The organism is Snodgrassella communis, assembly GCF_914768045.1.
Taxonomy (GTDB): Bacteria; Pseudomonadota; Gammaproteobacteria; order Burkholderiales; family Neisseriaceae; genus Snodgrassella; species Snodgrassella communis.
On sequence record NZ_CAJZCD010000001.1, the window covers coordinates 426615 to 446509 of the forward strand.

Annotated in this window: 12 protein-coding genes; 4 read left to right on the forward strand and 8 right to left on the reverse strand. The window is 47.9% G+C overall.

Annotated features, from left to right (window positions below; translation table 11 throughout):
- Positions 1-521: 521 nt before the first annotated feature.
- The 7 genes from MJ761_RS01900 to MJ761_RS01930 all read right to left on the reverse strand — a co-directional run bounded on the left by MJ761_RS01900 (position 522) and on the right by MJ761_RS01930 (position 9299).
- Complete coding sequence (locus tag MJ761_RS01900; RefSeq protein WP_093093273.1) at positions 522-1439, reverse strand: LysO family transporter; 918 nt, start codon at positions 1437-1439, stop codon at positions 522-524.
- 106 nt (positions 1440-1545) lie between these two features.
- The gene (locus MJ761_RS01905) at positions 1546-2322 is read right to left on the reverse strand and encodes a ferredoxin--NADP reductase (RefSeq protein WP_093093275.1); all 777 of its coding nucleotides are present in this window, start codon (positions 2320-2322) and stop codon (positions 1546-1548) included.
- 264 nt (positions 2323-2586) lie between these two features.
- Positions 2587-5253: a preprotein translocase subunit SecA gene (gene secA, locus MJ761_RS01910; RefSeq protein ID WP_093093277.1), complete on the reverse strand. Its 2667-nt coding sequence runs from the start codon at positions 5251-5253 to the stop codon at positions 2587-2589.
- Positions 5254-5881: 628 nt separating this feature from the next.
- On the reverse strand, positions 5882-6298 hold the full coding sequence (locus MJ761_RS01915; RefSeq protein ID WP_093093279.1) for a DciA family protein: 417 nt from the start codon (positions 6296-6298) through the stop codon (positions 5882-5884).
- A gap of 216 nt (positions 6299-6514) precedes the next feature.
- A complete protein-coding gene (locus tag MJ761_RS01920) occupies positions 6515-7291 on the reverse strand; it encodes a ferredoxin--NADP reductase (protein ID WP_093093281.1) in 777 nt (258 codons plus the stop codon).
- 47 nt (positions 7292-7338) lie between these two features.
- Positions 7339-8121, reverse strand: a complete 783-nt coding sequence (locus tag MJ761_RS01925) for a J domain-containing protein (RefSeq protein ID WP_093093283.1) — start codon at positions 8119-8121, stop codon at positions 7339-7341.
- Between the two features lie 20 nt (positions 8122-8141).
- On the reverse strand, positions 8142-9299 hold the full coding sequence (locus MJ761_RS01930; RefSeq protein ID WP_093093285.1) for a trans-sulfuration enzyme family protein: 1158 nt from the start codon (positions 9297-9299) through the stop codon (positions 8142-8144).
- Between the two features lie 255 nt (positions 9300-9554).
- On the opposite strand from MJ761_RS01930, the gene folE2 reads away from it, so the two are divergent.
- Positions 9555-10328, forward strand: coding sequence for a GTP cyclohydrolase FolE2 (gene folE2 / locus MJ761_RS01935; RefSeq protein WP_093093287.1), 774 nt, complete (start codon positions 9555-9557; stop codon positions 10326-10328).
- A 155-nt stretch (positions 10329-10483) separates the two neighbouring features.
- Positions 10484-12343: a protein-disulfide reductase DsbD gene (gene dsbD, locus MJ761_RS01940; RefSeq protein ID WP_093093289.1), complete on the forward strand. Its 1860-nt coding sequence runs from the start codon at positions 10484-10486 to the stop codon at positions 12341-12343.
- Between the two features lie 74 nt (positions 12344-12417).
- Here dsbD and MJ761_RS01945 read toward each other — a convergent pair whose 3' ends face one another.
- Entirely contained in the window at positions 12418-12789 is a 372-nt protein-coding gene (locus tag MJ761_RS01945) for a hypothetical protein (protein WP_239365870.1), read from the reverse strand.
- A 239-nt stretch (positions 12790-13028) separates the two neighbouring features.
- Between MJ761_RS01945 and recC the strand changes: the two genes are divergently transcribed.
- Both recC and recB read left to right on the forward strand, forming a co-directional pair.
- A complete protein-coding gene (gene recC / locus MJ761_RS01950) occupies positions 13029-16256 on the forward strand; it encodes an exodeoxyribonuclease V subunit gamma (RefSeq protein WP_093093291.1) in 3228 nt (1075 codons plus the stop codon).
- Positions 16253-19879 (forward strand): exodeoxyribonuclease V subunit beta, encoded by a 3627-nt coding sequence (recB, locus tag MJ761_RS01955; protein WP_093093293.1) that lies wholly within the window; start codon positions 16253-16255, stop codon positions 19877-19879. Before recC ends, recB begins: the two co-directional genes overlap by 4 nt.
- Positions 19880-19895 lie beyond the last annotated feature (16 nt).

Genomic DNA, 19895 nt, shown 5'->3' on the forward strand with positions numbered 1-19895 from the left:
TTGCTACTTAATTCTAAGTATATTTTGTGTATTTTTGATTTTAATTAAATTATTATATTATATATATATATATATTAAACCATGTACGCAGTTTAATCATTCTATTTTTCCATTGTAGCTATTTATTTGGATGATTCAATTAATCTGTATTGATAAATTTTAATCTCTATGTTGATACGGTGAATTTACGCTTATCAATCTATGCAAATATTATATTTTAAAGAGAATGAGTATTATTATCGAATTTTTAAATAATATTTAAATTTTAATAATTTATCTTTTTCTGCTGAAATTTTTGATAACAGCTTGGTTGTGCTGAGCAATTTCTGCAAGTTGATATTAATCTGTGTGATGTTATTTATGGCTGGTGCGATGAGGTATAAATCTTATTGGATAGGAAAATAGTTATTATTTCTGTGCTAACTAGTTTTATTACGGGCGAAGATAGTTGCGTTTCTGGTGCGGACTATGTAAAAGGCTTAAACAATAATATCTAGCTAAGTAGTAAAGCAGTATCTTGGCTAAAATCCAAGTGATGAGAAAACTACCATCAGTATTGGCGCGGTAATATTCACAATGAAGCCGAAGCTGATGGCCAGAGGAACAGCGGTAATGCCACCGGAAGCCTGAATAGCAGGCAAGGTGAAATCAAGGCTGGTGGCACCGCCAATGCTGACGGCAGTAGTGGGATAGCGGCGCATCAGTATGGGGATAAAGATAAGGGCAAAAAATTCACGTGCCAGATCATTAAATAAGGCGATGCTGCCCCAGACTGCGCCATAGGCTTTACTCATGATAATGCTGGAAAGTGAATACCAGCCATAGCCACTACTAAGTGCCAGTCCTTTGCTGATGGATACATCAGGCATAATCAGGGCGAATATCAAACCGCCAAGCAGGCTCGCGAAGGTAAATAGTCCGGCACTGATAACGCCGCGACGGTTGAGAAATACCTGTTGCAGGGTAACACCACTACTGCGCAGCTGCATACCTACTAGTAACAGTAGTATCAGCAGGGCTTTGTTGACGGCAGCCTGCGGATCACCTAACCAGTTGAAAGACAGGTAGTTACCTGCTATCAGTCCGATAAGCAGGCTGCCAACTTGTTTGAGGCTGCCTACAATGCTGATGTCACCACTCTGGCCGGTTGGTTGCTGTCGATTCAGATGCCACGGGTAGCGGCGGTCAAACCAGATAAATACCAATAAATTAGCAACTATCAGGCAGAGAAACAGTACGCCTACGGTAAGGCTGATGTTGGCCAGCTGTGCGCCAAGGCTGGGAATTTTGGCCAGTGACAGGCCAATGAGGAATAATATCAGATATACCAGCCATGCCAAGCCGTAGTTGAGCCAGTTTATGACGCGCGCTGGGACGGGTATGCAAAATCCTGCAAGCAGGGGAATCAGGATGATTAGCAGGGCGGTTAAGTTTTGCATGGATGGTTCTGTGGGCGGAATTTAAGGAATATGGTCAGCTGTGGCTTGCCGGCAGGTAAAACAGGCAGCACATCGGATCATGATGGCTGCCTGTAAGATGCTGGTTTTATTGGTCAACAAATGCGCGTTCGATAACGTAGTCACCACGCTGCCCCATTTTCGGAGAGATGGTTAGACCAAAGCTGTTGAGTGTTTCACAGCTATCCTTGAGCATTTCCGGGCTACCACAAATCATGGCACGGTCGTCTGCCGGATTAATTGGTGGCAAACCAATGTCGGTAAAGAGTTTACCGGATTTCATTAAATCAGTCAGGCGTCCGTGATGGATGAAGTCTTCTCTGGAAACGACGGGATAGTAAATCAGTTTTTCGCGCACCATTTCACCCAGATATTCATGGTTGGGTAATTCGGTGGTGAAGTAGTCGTAATAAGCCAAATCTTTTTTGTAGCGTACGCCGTGAATCAGGATGATTTTTTCAAACTGTTCGTAGATATCGGGGTCTTTGGTAACGCTGAGAAAAGGTGCCAAACCGGTACCGGTAGACAGTAGATATAGGTTTTTCCCGGGATTGAGATCACCAGCAATCAGGGTGCCGGTGGGCTTTTTGCTCACGAGAACTTCATCACCTACTTTCAGATGCTGCAAACGGCTGGTTAATGGGCCATTCTGTACTTTGATGCTGAAAAAAGCCAGCTCTTCTTCCCAGTTGGCACTGGCGATACTGTAAGCACGCATTAGCGGCTTGCCGTCTACCATCAGGCCAATCATGACAAACTGGCCATTCTGAAAGCGCAATGATTCGTCACGGGTGCAGGTAAATGTGAAGTATGCATCTGTCCAGTGGTGTACGGACAGGACTGTTTGTGTGTTGTAGGCTGCCATTAATTATCCATGGTTAAGGAAAGCGGTATTATTAGCGTAAACCGAAAACACGCCAGCTATCTGTTGCCGTTCAGGCACATTTTATGCTCTGGCCTCTGGCGTAAGGTGTGAATTTTAAGACAATTTGCTGTGCTGTTCAATGGTGTTTAGAGTATTCACTTTAATAAATGTATATTGATTTATTTTATCTGTGACTGGTGCAAATACGCTAACAGGCTGTCATCAGATTGACAGCCTGTTAATGTTAATGAAGTTTAGCTGTAATCACAGGCGGCCGTGACACTGTTTGTATTTCTGGCCACTGCCACATGGGCAGGGATCGTTACGGCGCACGATGATACCGAGCGCTTCCATGGCTTTAGGGCTGAAATCTTGATTTTCGTTACTGGCAGCGGTCAATATTTCTGGCTGTTCTTCTGCCTGCTCCTGTTCGAACTGTACGGAAATCAGCAGGGAAGCAACGGTACTGCGGATATTGCGCCACATGGCCTGAAACATTTCAAATGCTTCACGTTTGTATTCCTGTTTCGGATTTTTCTGGGCATAGCCGCGCAGATGAATCCCCTGACGCAGGTAATCCATATCAGCCAGATGTTCGCGCCAGCGGTTATCAATGATTTGCAGCATGATGTCGCGTTCGAATCGGCGCATGGCATCGATACCAACCAGTTCGACTTTATGGGCGTAATCTTTTTCGACAATGTCCAGTAATCGTTCGCAGATGGTTTCGTTGTCGAGGCTGTTGTCTTCTTTGAGCCAGTCGCTGATGGAAACATTGATGTGATAATCAGCAGCCAGTTTTTGTTCGAGGCCGGAAATATCCCATTGCTCTTCCATGCTGTCTGGCGGGATAAAGCTGTCTACGGTATCAACGATGGCATCATGGCGAATTTCCTGCATCAGGCTGTCGATGTCGTTGCTGGCCAGAATATCGGCACGCTGATGATAGATAACTTTACGCTGATCGTTGGCTACGTCATCGTATTCTAGTACTTGTTTGCGCATGTCGAAATTGCGGTTTTCCACTTTGCGCTGCGCACCTTCAATCTGGCGATTGAGCATACCAGCCTCTATGGCTACGCCGCGTTCGGGAGCCAAACGATTAAGAATGGCGGTAGCTCTGTCAAGGGCAAACAGGCGCAGCAACGGGTCTTCAAACGATAGATAAAAGCGACTGGAGCCGGCATCACCCTGCCGGCCGGCACGGCCACGTAACTGGTTGTCGATACGGCGGCTTTCATGCCGTTCGGTACCGATGATGTGTAAGCCGCCGGCGGCAATTACGGCATCATGGTCGCGTTGCCATTGCTGTTGTAATGCATCGATTCTGCTTGCCTTATCTGCTTCGGTAAGGCTGTCATCGGCAGTGATAGCCTCTATCTGTGGCTTGATGTTGCCACCAAGAACGATATCAGTACCGCGGCCTGCCATATTGGTGGCTACGGTAATCATGCCTGGCCGGCCAGCCTGAGCAATAATATCGGCTTCACGCGCATGTTCTTTGGCATTGAGGACGTTGTGTTGCAGATGTTCTTTATCCAGTAACGCGGATACCAGCTCGGAGTTCTCGATGCTGGTAGTACCGACCAGTATCGGCTGCCCTTTGGCATGGCGCTCTTTGATATCGGCAACAACGGCTTCGTATTTTTCTTCGCTGGAACGGTAAATCTGGTCGTTTAAGTCTTTGCGTACCATCGGGCGGTTTGGCGGGATGATAACGGTTTCTAAGCCATAAATACTCTGAAATTCAAATGCTTCGGTATCAGCCGTACCGGTCATGCCTGCCAGTTTGTCGTACAGGCGGAAGAAATTCTGGAAGGTGATGGAAGCCAGTGTCTGATTTTCTTTGTTGATTTCCACGCCCTCTTTGGCCTCTACTGCTTGATGCAGTCCATCAGACCAGCGCCGGCCGGCCATTAGGCGACCGGTAAATTCGTCAACAATGACTACTTCACCATGCTGTACGACGTAATGCTGGTCACGCTGATACAGGGTATAAGCACGTAATGCAGCCATCAGGTGATGCATAAGCATGATGTTGGTGGTGGAATACAGGGAATCGCCGTCTTGTAACAACCCCATGTTGCTGAGAATCTCTTCGGCGTGTTCATGTCCCTGCTCGCTGAGGATAACCTGCCGTGCTTTTTCGTCTACCCAGTAATCACCCTCTCCTTCTTCGCTTTTTTGCGCAATCAGTTGTGGCGGAATCTGGTTCATTACCTGATACAGGGTAACGTTATCATCGGCCTGGCCGGAAATAATCAGTGGGGTACGTGCTTCGTCTATCAGGATGGAGTCAACTTCATCAACTACGGCAAATGACAGTTCACGCTGTACTTTTTCACTCGGGTCGAGCACCATGTTGTCGCGCAGGTAATCAAAGCCATATTCGTTGTTTGTGCCATAGGTGATGTCGGCCTGATAAGCTGCTTTTTTATCTTCTTGATCCATGTTGCTGACGATAACGCCAACTGTCATGCCCAGAAATTCATACAACGGACGCATAATGCTGGCATCACGGGCAGCCAGATAATCATTTACGGTAACTACATGCACACCTCGGCCGGTCAGGGCATTGAGATAAACGGCAGTGGTGGCTACCAGTGTTTTTCCTTCACCGGTACGCATTTCAGCAATTTTCCCGTGATGCAGTACCATGCCACCGATAAGCTGAACATCAAAGTGGCGCATGTTAAGGATACGCTGGCTAGCTTCGCGGCATACGGCAAATGCTTCTACCAGCAGGTTGTCGAGTTTTTCGCCATCAGCCAGACGTTGTTTGAATTCAGCAGTTTTAGCCTGTAGTTCGGTATCACTCAGCGCCTGAATTTTGGGTTCGAGCGCATTGATTTTGGATACTTCTTTACGATATTGTTTCAAAAGCCGGTCGTTGCGGCTTCCGAGAATTTTTTTTGCTAAGTTTTTCAACATAAATCAATAGTCCGGCACCAGCAGGCGCAATAAAAAGTAAGCATGAAATGGGAAATTTTAACACAATCATCTATGCTGCTGTATGGCTGTTTGCATGCTTATATTAATTATAGGCAATCAGTAACTGTTTTTTGAAGTGACAAATTGCTGTTTATGGTGGTTAATATTATGGTGAAATGTTTATTTCCAAGCACTGTCTATGGTAAAAGATGCAGCCGCTGCTGTGCTTAATACAACAATGTGAATATAAAAAGGTATTATTTTCAGCACAGACGATTATTATAGATGCAGATAATGTTATGGTTAAAATATATCGATGAGGGTTAGTTCTAAACTGTTAAGATTTTATTACTGTAACCGTTTTATTTTTAAATACGATTAATATTTGCATCAAGAACAATGAATGCAAAATTCATTCTGTTCTGGGGTTCTGTCATAAACAGATAAGGCAAGGTAATGATTATCTGAAAATAAGTAATGAGCTGTATAGAAATATGTGTGTTTGCTTATATTTCTGTTCTGAATGGAAATAATTAAGTTCAGAGGTATTTAATTATTAGTGTATATGTCTCTGGTTAAATGATACTGGCCAGATTTTAATCTGTTATCAGCACTCGCTGATATCGGTCTAACTGTTTTTTTCGCTTAGGCGGCGTAATGCTGCTGCCAATTCCGGATGATGTGGCAATGCTTGTGCCGAGCGCGCCAAGGCTCCACGTGCTACAGGGCTTAAACTGGCACGCTTTACGGCCTCCGGTTTCGACTCTGGCGGCTGTACTTTAACTTTTACGCTGTTGATTGTGGCCTCAATCTGCTGTAATTGTGGCAATAATGCTGGCAATACCATGCGTAAGCGTGAGGCAGCCATGCTGTTATGGGCAATCACGACTAAACAGCCGTCTCGTACACAGGCAACATTAAAATGGGCTCGCATGCTGGCCGGTAGCTCCTGTTTAAGGCAGGTGCTCAAACGTTGCCAGTGTGCTGACTGTGTCAGCAACTGATTAAGCTGGGCATTTTTCTTGCCAAAACGATTCAGATTCATATCTGTATACTAACGTAATTTGTTGGTGACATCGGGCATTTACTTTTGATGTCTGATGTTAATGTTATGGTTTCCACTTATTGTGAATATCAATCCGGATGCAAGATTAATTGCAGTGTGTTTAGGTAGTCACTGGTGCGATATCAGCTGGCACGATGCTGGAAAATAATTGGCAGCTTGGAAACAAACTTCGCATGAAGATGATGATATGGTCGTTTAAAAGCCGTTTTCCATGATAATCTGTCCGGGTGTTCTATTGCGGTGCATGCTGTAGCCCATATCAAGTAAGGTCTTAAAGGTATCGGCTACCATAGCTGGATTGCCGCACAACATAAAGCGGGTTTGCGCAGGGGTAAAAGTCTGGCCTAATCCCGTTGCTAATGTGCTATTTTGTAATAACTGTGGCAAGCGCTGGTTTAGTGCTCCTGCTACGTTTTCGCGGGTAACTACTGGCTGATAAGACAGTTTATCAGTATATTCGCCAATCAGGGGATGGTTGATTAGGTCGTTTATGCGCTGGCTGAAAATGAGTTCGCTGGCGTGAGAAACGGAATGTACCAGCCCGATATGCTGGAAACGCTCCCAGACAGCCGGCTGTTGCAGCATGGACAAAAATGGCGCTATGCCGCTGCCGGTACTGAGCATCACCAGTTGATCACCATCGGTAAATCTGCCGGGCAGTAAAAAGCCAAAGGCGGTTTTATCCAGCAGGATATGGTCGCCGGCCTGTAGCTGTGCCAGTCTGGCACTCATTGCTCCGCCCTCAATCAATACTACAAAAAATTCCAGTGTTTCTGCATATTCGGCCGAGACGATAGAATAAGCCCGCCAGATAAATCCGGCTCCGTCACGAAAGCCCAGACGCGAAAACTGACCGGCACTGAAACGATAGGCTTCTGGCCGGGTAATGGCGAATGTAAGCAGTTTCGGGGTATGCTGCTTAATCCACAATACGGTTTCTTGGGTAAATTTGGCTTCTGTGGCAGCCTGCATGCGGTTATTCCTGTGTGCGCCACCGGCTGGCCGGTGGCGGTATTGATTTACAGTCTGATATCGATATCCTGATATTTGCGGCTGGCCTCGGTATTGTTGATTTCAATACCATCACTCACTGCCCATTTACCATCGTTGATACGCTGATATTGCAGGCTGAAATTGCCATCGCCGATTTTATGCAGGGTAAAGGTTTCGCCCGCCGGAATGTAAAAGGTACGTATAGCGGTAAATTTACCGGCGTGCAATTCGTATAATTGGGCAAATACGGGCGATTGCAAGGATGTGGCATGTACCACTATGGTGTTATTACCGCGCTGGCGCAGAACTGGGTAGCCGGACACATAGGCAGCTTTGAGCGGGAAAAGCTGGCCATTGGGTGCAGTCTGTACTGTTGTGCTACTTTGTGCCGGTGGCGTCTCTACTGGCGGATGCGCCAGTCGCCACCAAACGCCACCCATGGCAATCAGAATGGCAATACCCACTATCCACAACCAAACATGGCCGTGTTCATGCAGAACAACTATTTTGTCCTGATGGTTGGGCAATAAGGCCGGCGGCGCAAACGGGGTCTGTCTGCGTGATAGCAATGCCGGTGACAGGCGAGCCTGTAGGCTTTGTCGTGCGATCCACACATCATGATGGTGACGCTTTTCCGGATCGGATAGCACGGCATAGGCCTGATTAATCTCGGCCATACGCTGATGTGCCTGTGGATTATGAGGATTGCGGTCAGGATGGTATTTTTGTGACAAAGCCCGATAGGCTGCGCGAATCACTTCGTCGGATGCCCCCTGAGCAACATTTAATACGTCGTAATAATTGTGCACGGATTTTTCACTTACACAGGTTAAATCAAGGTATTGAGTGCATGGTTGATATCGTTCCAGATATCTTCGATGTCTTCGATACCGGTAGAAATGCGCAGCAAGCCTTCACGAATGCCCAGAGATTCTTTGACTTCTGTACTCATGCCACTGTGCGACTGGCTGGCACTGTGGTTAATCAGGCTTTCCACGCCACCAAGGCTGGCAGCCATGCGAATCAGTCGCAGGTTTCTAATCACGCTGTTGGCCGCTTCGCGGCTGTTGTGGCGCAGATAGATTGATACCACGCCACCAAAACCATGCTGCATCTGTTTGCAGGCTAGTTCATGATGCTCATGTTCAGGCAAGCCGGGGTAAAAGACTTTCTCTACTGCCGGATGCTGCTGCAAGCGTTTGGCCAGTTCAGCAGCATTGGCTAGATGCCGCTCCATGCGCACAACCAGTGTTTTGATGCCGCGTAATACCAATGCACAATCCATCGGACCGGCCACGCCACCGGTGTTGATACTGGTGGCACGCAGTAATCTGGCGTGTGTCGTGTCCTTAACCACGACAATACCCATTAATACATCGGAATGCCCACACAGGTATTTGGTAGCAGAATGAAATACGATATCTACACCCAGATTCAGTGGTTGTTGCACGTAGGGTGTGGCAAAGGTGTTGTCGATACCAACGATGGCACCGGCCGCTTTGGCTTTGGTAGTCAATTCAGCAATATCAACCAGACGTAGCAACGGGTTGCTCGGGGTTTCGAGCCACACCATTTTCACTGTGGTTTGTGCCAGTATGCGGTCTAGGTTGGCCGGCTGGGTAAGATCGGCAAAAATGACGTTAACACCCCATTGTGCATACACTTCAGTCAGCAGATCGTAAGCACCACCATAAATATCGGCAACCGCAACAATGGTATCGCCCGGACGCAGAAAAGTCCGCCAGACAGCATCTATTCCGGCCATGCCGCTACCATAGGCAAAGCCGGCACAACCATTTTCCAGCTCGGCTACCGTATCTTCCAATACCTGCCGTGTTGGATTGGAGACACGTGCATAACGGAACGGGATATTTTCTCCAATTTCATGCAGGGCAAACATGCTGTTCTGGTAAATTGGTGGCATCAGTGCACGGTTATGCTCTTCCGGCTGGTAACTGGAATGAATGGTTTGTGTGGCAAATTTCATATTTTCTCCGATATGTTACTGTTTATGCTGTTCTGGTAGCTGTTATGCCGTCACGGGCGTTTGTGTTACGAGTATCTAGTTTAGCACGCACGCCGCTTATCAGGCAGTAGGCTGTTTGTTCATCTCTAATTCCGAGTGGTTTGCTCGGAATTAAGCCATAAAGTATAATTTTATGCTTTATACGCCACCGGTTCATGTGGTTTATTGCGCCGGTCTGGCTGGATTCAGATTTGTTTCACGAGGAAAACCATCAGAATGGATACTATTGCTGATGTGCAGAGCAGTGTTGATAAACGCAATATGCCAATCAATCAGGTTGGTGTGAAAGGCTTACGGCTGCCACTGAGTATTATCAGCGCTGCCGGCGAACAGCATACTGTAGCTGATTTAACTATGACTGTGGCGCTGCCAGCCGAACAGAAAGGCACGCATATGTCGCGTTTTATTGAGTTAATGCTGGCACAACAGGGCAGTATGGATTTTGCAGCACTCCAGCGGCTAACCGGTGATATGTTGCTGAAACTTCAGGCAACAGCGGGTAGAATCAGTATACGTTTTCCTTTTTTCCGGCGCAAACTGGCACCGGTAACCGCTATTTCTAGCCTGCTGGATTATGAGGTTATGCTCTGTGGTGAAATTCTGGCTGGTGTTTATCAGCATAGCTTGCAGGTAGTGATTCCGGTAACCAGTCTGTGTCCGTGCAGTAAGGAAATTTCAGCATATGGGGCGCATAACCAGCGTTCACATGTTACAGTTACGCTGATATCTACTGAGGCGGTGGCAATTGAAGAAATCATTGATCTGGTGGAGCAGCAGGGTTCATGCCAGCTTTACGGTCTGCTGAAGCGGCCAGATGAAAAGTATGTCACTGAATATGCTTATGACAATCCGAAATTTGTTGAAGACATGGTGCGCGATGTAGCCACGGCACTGAAAGCCGATGCTCGCATTCAGTCTTTCACAGTGGAAAGTGAAAATTTTGAATCAATTCATAATCATTCTGCCTATGCACTGATACAATATCCGTAAACTGACATATTCAGACTTAAGCCTTATCTGTATCTTCTATATGGGTAAAGTCAAGAAGCACAGGGGGAAGTGAATGGTTACTCTGCACGGTTTTGCCGGCAGCCATTCTCTTTGTTTGTAGTTCAGGTTGAAATTACACTGTTTATGTGACATTTATGTATCATATTTCTTCTCGCTTGCGTGTCTGCACGGTTTCCCTGTTAAAACTGTTATTCCTGCTACTGGTTGTGCTGCTGGGATTCAGCAGCCCTGTACTGGCCTCCGATAATAATGACACGCTATTGGCACCAGAGCAGGCTTTTGTACCGCAATTAGTCGTTCATGATCAGCATATTGAGGTACATTTTGTTATTGCCAAAGGCTATTATCTGTACCGAAATAAAATTCAGGTTTCTACAAAACCGGCTGGTCTGTTTGCCGCAGCGCAATTTATCCAATCAGGCACACAGAAACAGGATGAGTTTTTTGGTACGCAGCAGGTTTACTATGATCATGCTGATGTGATCTGGCGTTATGCCACAAGTGCACAAACTGCGCCTTATGAATTAACCCTCTCATATCAAGGTTGTGCGGAGGCAGGCATCTGTTATCCTCCGGTAGAAAATACGTTAACCATCAGCCGTACCGGCAAATATCCTATTGTGTCACCAGTACTGCATAACAAGCCGGATGTAAGTGCTTTCACCAGTTCCCCCGAAAAAACACCGCCAGCTGAATGGTCTGCCAGTTCTGGCGGCTATAGTCTATTTCAGCTCTCTTGGGCAATGCTAATTACTAATTTAATGACCTTTTTTATTGCTGGGATGGGTCTGAGCCTAACCGCATGCATGTATCCTTTGCTGCCGATTGTTTCGGCCATCGTGATGGGTTCTCGCCAGAAAACAACTAAATGGCGGGCATTTGTGCTGTCATTTATATATGTGCAGGGACTGGCTTTTACTTACACTATTGTGGGTATTGTCACGGCACGTACCGGGGCATTTCTTACTGGCTGGTTGCAACAGCCGGCGGTGGTGCTGGCCGCAGCGGCCATATTGGTACTGCTGGCTTTATCGATGTTTGATTTGTACAGTATTCAATTGCCCACACGCTGGCAGGTTTTTTTTCAGCAGGCCAGTGGTCGTTTTCGCGGGGGACACTTGCTGTCTGTGCTGGTGATGGGCGCACTGTCGGCACTGATTGTTGGCCCATGTGTTGCGCCACCACTGGCTTTTGCACTTGGTTATATTGGCCAGAGTGGTGATGCTATGCTGGGCGGTATGGCGTTGTATGTGATGGCACTGGGTACCGGCATTCCGCTGATTCTGATTTCGGTATTCGGTGTACATATTATGCCACGTGCCGGAGACTGGATGGTTGGTGTGAAATATCTGTTCGGGCTGATGCTGCTGGGCGCAGCGACTTATATTGCCACTCCGTTTCTGAATTACTATCTGGTGGTGACTATTTATGCTCTAATCATGCTGGTGCCGGCACTGTATCTGGGCTGGCATTGCTATCACTCGCAAGGATATCAGCGCTGGTTTAATGCAGTGGCTGGTGCACTGTTTCTGATTGGCGGTATTTATTTTGTGGCAGCAAGTGCTGTGAACTATGCCACGCCTCTGCACCGCTTTCTAACTTTAACGCCTCCTAACAACCAGCATTTCGGCCGTTATTTCAAAAAGCCAGAACAACTGCGTCAGGCAATGCAACAGTTGTTTGACGAAGATCCAAACAAACCGGTACTGGTGGATTTCTATGCAGACTGGTGTATTTCCTGCAAGGAAATGACGGCATTTACTTTGAACAAAGCTTCCGTCAGACGGGTGATTGAGGAGGAGCGATTTTTACAGATTGATGTTACCAACAATACGCCGGCACAGCGACGGATGATGCAGCAATATGGTTTGTACGGACCGCCCGGTTTATTCGTGATTCACAGTAACGGCTATCGTAGCCAGCCACTAATTGGCTATGTCCCTGCAACAGAGCTGTTAATCTGGTATGACAGACAGATTCAGAAAGCACAATAAATTAACAGCCTCCTTTTTACAAGGAGGCTGTTACATGGGGAGCAAACTGAACGGGCAGTTTGAGCTAATTGAGCTTAGTCACGATAATGGCGGTCGGCCACTTTCAAAGCACGCCGTGCGAGTCCCAAATTGGCAACTGTGCGGTCAAGCACCATAAACATGAATACGCCTTTCACATTTTTCATCGGCCGCAATAAATAATACTGTTTATGCAAGCTGATGAGAATATCATCTATGACATCTTCGTTACTCTCCTCACCATATAGGCGGGCAATTGCCTTAACCTCCGAACGCACGATTTCGGTATTGCCAGCAGACAAAACGTCCAGATCCATACCTGATGGACTAACACCATCCATCAACATTCCGCTTTCATAATTCACGACAGCACACGCCATGACACCTTTAGTTGCTGCCAGCTCATCAATGACGCCATCAAATCTCACTGTAATATCCTTCTTCTATTGCCATACTTATTTATAGCAGGGTATTTGGTTACCTATTTTCCAATTTTTTCCAGCTTTTGACCAGCATTAACTTTTTTTATTAAAAAAATGCTTCCTGATCAGTGTCTAAACATGCACCTTTATTATGTCGGCACAATAAGAACGGGTACCGTTCGGTGTCCAGCGCAAACTGCCTCAGTCCGGCTATAATAACAGCCTTAATCAGTGGTGGGGCTGTTATGCTGTATATTTATCAATCCAATCAATTAGATGATTTAGCTGCTTTATTTGCCAGCGTATATCTGCATACTTCACCGCAATCTGCATGGACTGCCACTGAAATCGTGGTACAGAGTCAGGGCATGCGACGCTATCTGAACCATTATCTGGCACAGGAGCATGGCATTGCTGCCAATCTGAATTTTAGCCTGCCCGCTGGTTACATTTGGCAATTAACCCACCAAGTAATGCCAGAGACGCCAAAGCTTAATCCGTTTCAGTCGGAAGTACTACGCTGGCGCCTACTATCTCTATTTCGCAGTGCGACATTACAGCACCCTCAATTATGCCAGACTGCCAAAGCACTGCAATCCTATCTTGATAGCAGTATACAAGCACCTTACCATTTAGCCGGAAAAATTGCTGATATGTTTGACCAATATTTAATCTATCGCAATGATTGGATAAATAATTGGCAGGCGGGTAAATCTGCACACTTAGGTGAAGATGAAGGCTGGCAAGCAGAATTATGGCACTGGCTGAGTAATGAAACAGATTCAGCTCATCGCGCCGGCCTGATGCATGAATTTCTGGCGCAGCTTGATGCAGAACACCTGCCGGAACGCATTTTTGTATTCGGAATTGCTACATTGGCACCAGTTTATCTACAAGCATTTCAGGTAATGGCACAGCATACTGATGTACATGTGTTTGCAGTTAATCCATGTGCTGAATACTGGGGCAATGTGCTTTCTGCCGATATACTGCTACATAATCAGGAAACTGATCAGAGTGTAGTCGGCCATCCTTTATTGGCCAGTCTAGGTAAACAGGGACGGGATTTTTTTGATGCACTCAATGATTTGGGTGAAGTTGTATATATGCCACCAGTTTACAATGAATGCGGTGAAATAGCCGACAGTTTACTGCATCGGCTACAAAACGATATTCAGTGTCTGCAACATCCGAAACAGACTGAACCACCCTACCAACAGCAGGCCTATGACGGCTCCATTCAGATCGTTGCTGCACATTCGCGTCTGCGTGAGCTGCAAATTCTGAAAGAACAACTGCTTCAGGATCTGGCGGCACATCCGCACTGGCAACCGCAGGATATTGCGGTACTCACACCGCATATTGAGCCATATCTGCCATTTATTCATGCCGTATTTGGGCAAAATCAGGGCAACACACCTGCCCTGCCTTACAACATAGCCGACGTTAAAATCAGCCTGCAAGAACCTTTATTGCAATTGCTGGAAAAACTGCTGCAACTGATGCAGAGCCGCTTTGATATCGAAACGGTACAACCTCTGCTAGATGAATCCACCCTGCGTGCACGCTTCAATTTAAACGACAGCGACGTGGAACTGATTAACCGTGTCTGGCGTGAACAAGGGGTGCGCTGGGGCGTGGATGCAGACATGCGCCATGAATATGGCGGTCAGGACAAACATTTTACCTGGCAACAGGCGCGTGAACGCACAGTATTGGGCTGGCTACTGCCAGACAATAAACACACTGCACTATGGCAGCAACAGCTTCCGTGGTTCGGCGATATTGGTCAGACCGAAATTCTGGCACGTGCGCAACAATTAATTGATTGCCTGATTGAACATCATACGCGCTGGCAGAGCGCAGCCACCATTACAGAATGGATTATGCGTACCCGGCAGTTACTGCGAGATTTGGCTGATGAAAACTCTCTCGCAGGCAATGCGATGCAGCAACTGGAGACCAGTTTGGCCGACTGGCAGGCACAGGCAGCACTGGCACAGTTTGAGCTGCCTATTGAACCGGTTATTGCCATTGAGCATTTACAGAATCATCTATCCAGCACTCGGCAGGCTGGATTTCTCCGTGGTGGCATTACTTTTTGCAGCATGGTACCAATGCGCAGCCTACCCTTTCGCTGTATCTGCCTGCTTGGGCTGAATGATGGCGAATTTCCGCGCACCACCAAAGCGGCCGCTTTCGATTTAATTGCCCAGCATCCGCGCCGTGGCGACCGTGCCCGCCGCAATGACGACCATTATCTGTTTCTGGAATCCATTCTGAGCGCACGTGAAAAACTGTATCTGTCTTATGTTGGTAAAGATATCCGCAAAAATGAAGAGCTGGCACCCTCCGCTCTGCTATATGAACTTACCGATGTACTGGCGGCCATGACCGGCTGCAATCCGCTGGAGTTTAATCAGCAGCACATCATCCAGCATCCCTTACAGCCGTTTTCGTATCGCTATTTCAATGGGGATTTATCCAGCTGTCGCTGCGATTATGCCGACGCCCTGAATCAGGATATCGTCCAGCCTACATCTTTCCACGCTATAACTATTGAACCAGAAGAAAATACTCACGAAGTTGACATTGAATCTTTCATCCGTTTCTGGCGCAATCCGGTACGCCATTGGCTCCAGCAACGATTACAATGGCAGGCACCGTATCAGGAGCCAGCGGTTAGCGCGGCAGAACCATTTGCCATTGAAAACAGTGCCCTAATCTATACTGCCTACACCCGTGCACGCCAGCAGCATCTGGATTTTACCGATGTTGATGCCGCACTGGCCGTCAGCGGGCTAATACCGGAAGGTGAGCTGGGCGTGATTGTCAGTCAGACTTTACGCACGCAAACACTGGCGCTGGATAGCGATATATTGTTTAGTCCAGCTGTGGCTGATATTACTTTTGCCTTTAATCATCAGCAATTACAGCTAAGTGGTAACATCAACCATTTACACCAGTGCGGTCAGCTGCTTGAACGCAGTCGAGCACCCACAGCACCGGATAATATTGAGTTATACCTGCGCCATTTACTCTTTTGTGCAGCCGAAGCTGAATGTGTACAGGATACATATGAGCTTTATCCGGCCAAACCACGTAAACTGGCTGCACTGAACCAGATGGACGCACAGGCTCAGCTGGCTTTATGGTTAGAATATTACCAACTGGGGCAAAGCCGGCCACTACCATTTTTTCCGAAAACCAGCCTCAGCGCAGCACGCTCTTGGTATAAACGCCGACAAAAGAAAAACAGCGCGCCCGAACATGGTGCTGAAGAACGCAGCGCAGCCTTTAAAGTCTACATAGACAGCCACAACAGTAAACCGCAGGCCGATTATCCTGAAGTGGCTCAGGTATTTGGCCGCGACGAAGAGCTGCCAATTGACACGCCTCTGTTCTGGCAACTGATTGAAGAATTACTGCTGCCACTGATGGTGACACTGGAAACTGCTGATAAAGAACAATGAACCAAGCCTTAAATCCGATTACCATGCCTTTACACGGCACGAGCCTGATTGAAGCATCTGCCGGCACTGGCAAAACCTTCAACATCGCCGCCCTGTTTGCGCGACTGGTATTGCTGGAACGCCTGCCAGTTGATGCCATTCTGGTCGTAACCTTTACCAAGGCGGCTACAGCAGAGCTAAAAACCCGCCTGCGTACCCGCCTAAATCAAGCACTAGCCTTGTTGCAAAATAATCTGCCACCGCAACAGAACGATCCAGTGCTGCAACAACTGATTGACACTGCACGCACTCAGGATGACGATACCAACCTAATCCTGCGCCTACAGGCCGCGATTACCCAGTTTGACCGTGCTGCTGTCTACACCATTCATGGATTCTGCCAACGCGTACTCACTGATTATGCCTTTTTGTGCCAGACACCGTTTGATACTGAAACCATAGATACCGATCCAGAACTGTTGTGCCGCTTTGCTGAAGATTTCTGGCGTCGGCAGGTAAGCAATAACAGCCGCATGGCTACACTGGCTGTAGCTAATAAACTTACTCCCGCCCGACTCATGCAGGAAATGGGGCGACATTGCGGCGTGGCTGATTTACAGTTACGCCAGCCTCCTGCCGTAGACATGGCAACCATTAATGCCAGCTGGCAGCAAGCATGGCAAACAGTCTGCACCCATTTCAGCAGCATTCAGGATGCATTCTGGCAGTTATATCCGCAGCTCAATGGTAAATCTTACGTCCAAAAAAGCTATCAGCAGCTTTTCTGCGACCTGCAACAGGCAATGGACAACTCGGCCAGCTACCAGGTCTTTTCAGCAACCACATTGGAAAGATGTGCCAAACTGGCCGCAGCCCAGCTATACGAAAAAACCAAAAAAAATCAAATTCTCAATGATGAGCTGGTAGCTAAAGTTGCCACACTGGCGGAACTGGCCACCGCGGTTAGTGCCATGCAGGCAGCGGATAACAGCATCGTATTGCAATTACAGCTAGACTGCTTTAACTATGTGCGCCAGTGTCTGCAAGAACACCGGCGTAACAGTCACCAACGCAGTTATGACGATTTACTCGCTGATGTAGGCATGGCATTGTCTGCGGATAACCCGATGGCTGAAACGCTGGCCGCTGCGCTGGCACAAACCTGGCAGATCGCGCTGGTGGATGAATGTCAGGACACCGACCCGCTGCAATACCGGATTTTCAAAACCGCTTTTGCCACACAGAACCGGCCTCTCATCATGGTAGGCGACCCGAAACAAGCTATTTATCGCTTTCGAGGTGCCGATATTCACGCCTATCTGCGTGCCGCCGCCGATACGCCAGCTGAACAACGTTATACCCTCACCACCAATTACCGCAGCCATCAGGCGCTGGTACAGGCAATTGGTCATTTATTCAGTGGCAAACAGCTGCCATTCATTCTCAAAGGCATCGATTATCCACCAGTACAGGCACAAGAAACAGACAACCATCTGCATACCAGCCAGAACAACATAGTCGTGCCTGCAGTGGTAGTGCGCTGGCTGCCTGAACAGATTGAGGTTAACGACAAAGGCGAAGAAATTATCCCCAACAAGGATAGCCTACGGATACGCGCGGCCGAATGTTGCGCTTATGAAATTGCGGACATGATTAATCAGGGCAAACGCGGCGAGCTGCAACTGGGTAATCGGTCATTACAGGCCGGTGATATTGCCGTACTGGTGCACTCACACAATGAAGGCAGCATGATTGCCAGTGCCCTGAAACGTTGTGGCATCATCAGCGTCTCCCTTGGCAACCAGTCAGTTTTTGCCAGTACCGAAGCACAGGCCGTAATGGCACTATTACGCTTCTGGCTGCAACCACAGCGCACCGAGACCCTGCGCTTTATCCTCGGTGGCGTACTGTTTGGCTGGACTGCGGCACAACTGGCCGAACTGAATCAGAATGAAAATACCCTGAGCAAATGGATTCAGCTGGCACTGCAAACACGTGAACAATGGTACCAGTATGGCATTTATACAGCCATGCAATGGTTTGCCAGCCAGACCGGCATGGAAACCAGACTGCTCAGCCAGCGCAATGAACGCAGCCTGACCAACCTGTGGCAACTGGCCGAACTACTGGCCGACGCAGAGCAGACCCTGCCTACTGCCAACGCCCTGCTGGGCTGGCTGGCCAGTGCCATCAGCAATGAACGTCCGGCCAATGAAAACTACCTGCTGCGACTGGAAAGTGACGAAGCACTGGTAAAAATTGTAACCATGCACGCGTCCAAAGGACTGGAATATCCAGTCGTATTCTGTCCATTCGCATGGGATGGCAGACAAGCTGTCAGAAATCAGGAACACTGGCAACTGCTGCATCAAAAAGATAATGTCGAACTGATTGCCAATGACCTGCTGAGCGATAGCGACCGCGAAGAACTGGCACGCGAAAGCATGGCCGAGAGCCTGCGTCTATATTATGTAGCCTTTACTCGTGCGCGCGAACAACTGATTTTATATACGGCCGCCTGTAACAGCACCGCCACCAATCCGATGGCATGGCTGTTGGACGGCCAGCCAGACAATACACTGGAAGAATCACAGATATACTGGCAGCAAACCCATAAAAAACACCTGCCCAGTACCCTGCGCGCAGCATGGCAAACCTGTCTGGCTAATAGCAGCCCGGCACTATTTCACTGGTGCGAAGGCAGCGTGGCGCCCTCCAGCGTCCATCCCCAGAGCACCCCCAACCAGCCCTATCATGCCTTAACCCTCACTACACGCCCATTTCATACCATACGGTATACCAGCTTTACCAGCCTGAGCAGGCATGATTACCGCCATCACGAACACAGCCTCGAAGAAGAAAAACTGGCACCGGCACTGGATCAGGCCGAAGTACAAGTACAACCATTGGATACCAGCACTGAAGCCGAAACAGCCCTACTGGCCTTTGAACGCGGTATCAACGCCGGCCTGTGTCTGCATGCCATACTGGAGCAGACCGAATTCAGCCAGCCAGCCAGCGCAGCCGAACAGGAACATATACAAGATTGTCTGACGCGTTACGGCTTTGACTGCCAGCACAGCACCACCATGCAGACACTTACCGATGCCGTGCGTCAATGTTCACTGTCCGCACGCACCACCATCGCCAGCCTGCCCGTAAAGCAACGAGTAGCAGAAATGAACTTCATGTTGCATATTGCCGACTTCAATATCGCAGATTTACAACAATGGTTTGCCTGTGCACCCGGATTGCCTGAGTGCTGCATTCAGGCTGCACAGGAGCTGGATTTTGCCACCGTTAACGGCTTTATCAACGGTGCCATCGACCTTCTGGGCGAAGACATTCACGGACAAGTATATGTGATTGATTACAAATCCAACCATCTGGGTAATCGTCTGGCCGACTATGCACCAGAAAACATGGACATAGCCATTGCCAAACATCACTACTACCTTCAGGCACTGATTTACAGCATTGCCTGCGCACGCTTTTTGTACAGCCGGCAGCAACTGCCGGACTATATCAGCGTACGTTATCTTTTTCTGCGCGGCCTTAATCCACACAACCAGCATGGTATCTGGCAATGGGATATAAAAACCGACAGCCTGATGCCATGGCTGGTAGAACATGACAAAACATAATAGCTGCGGTATATTG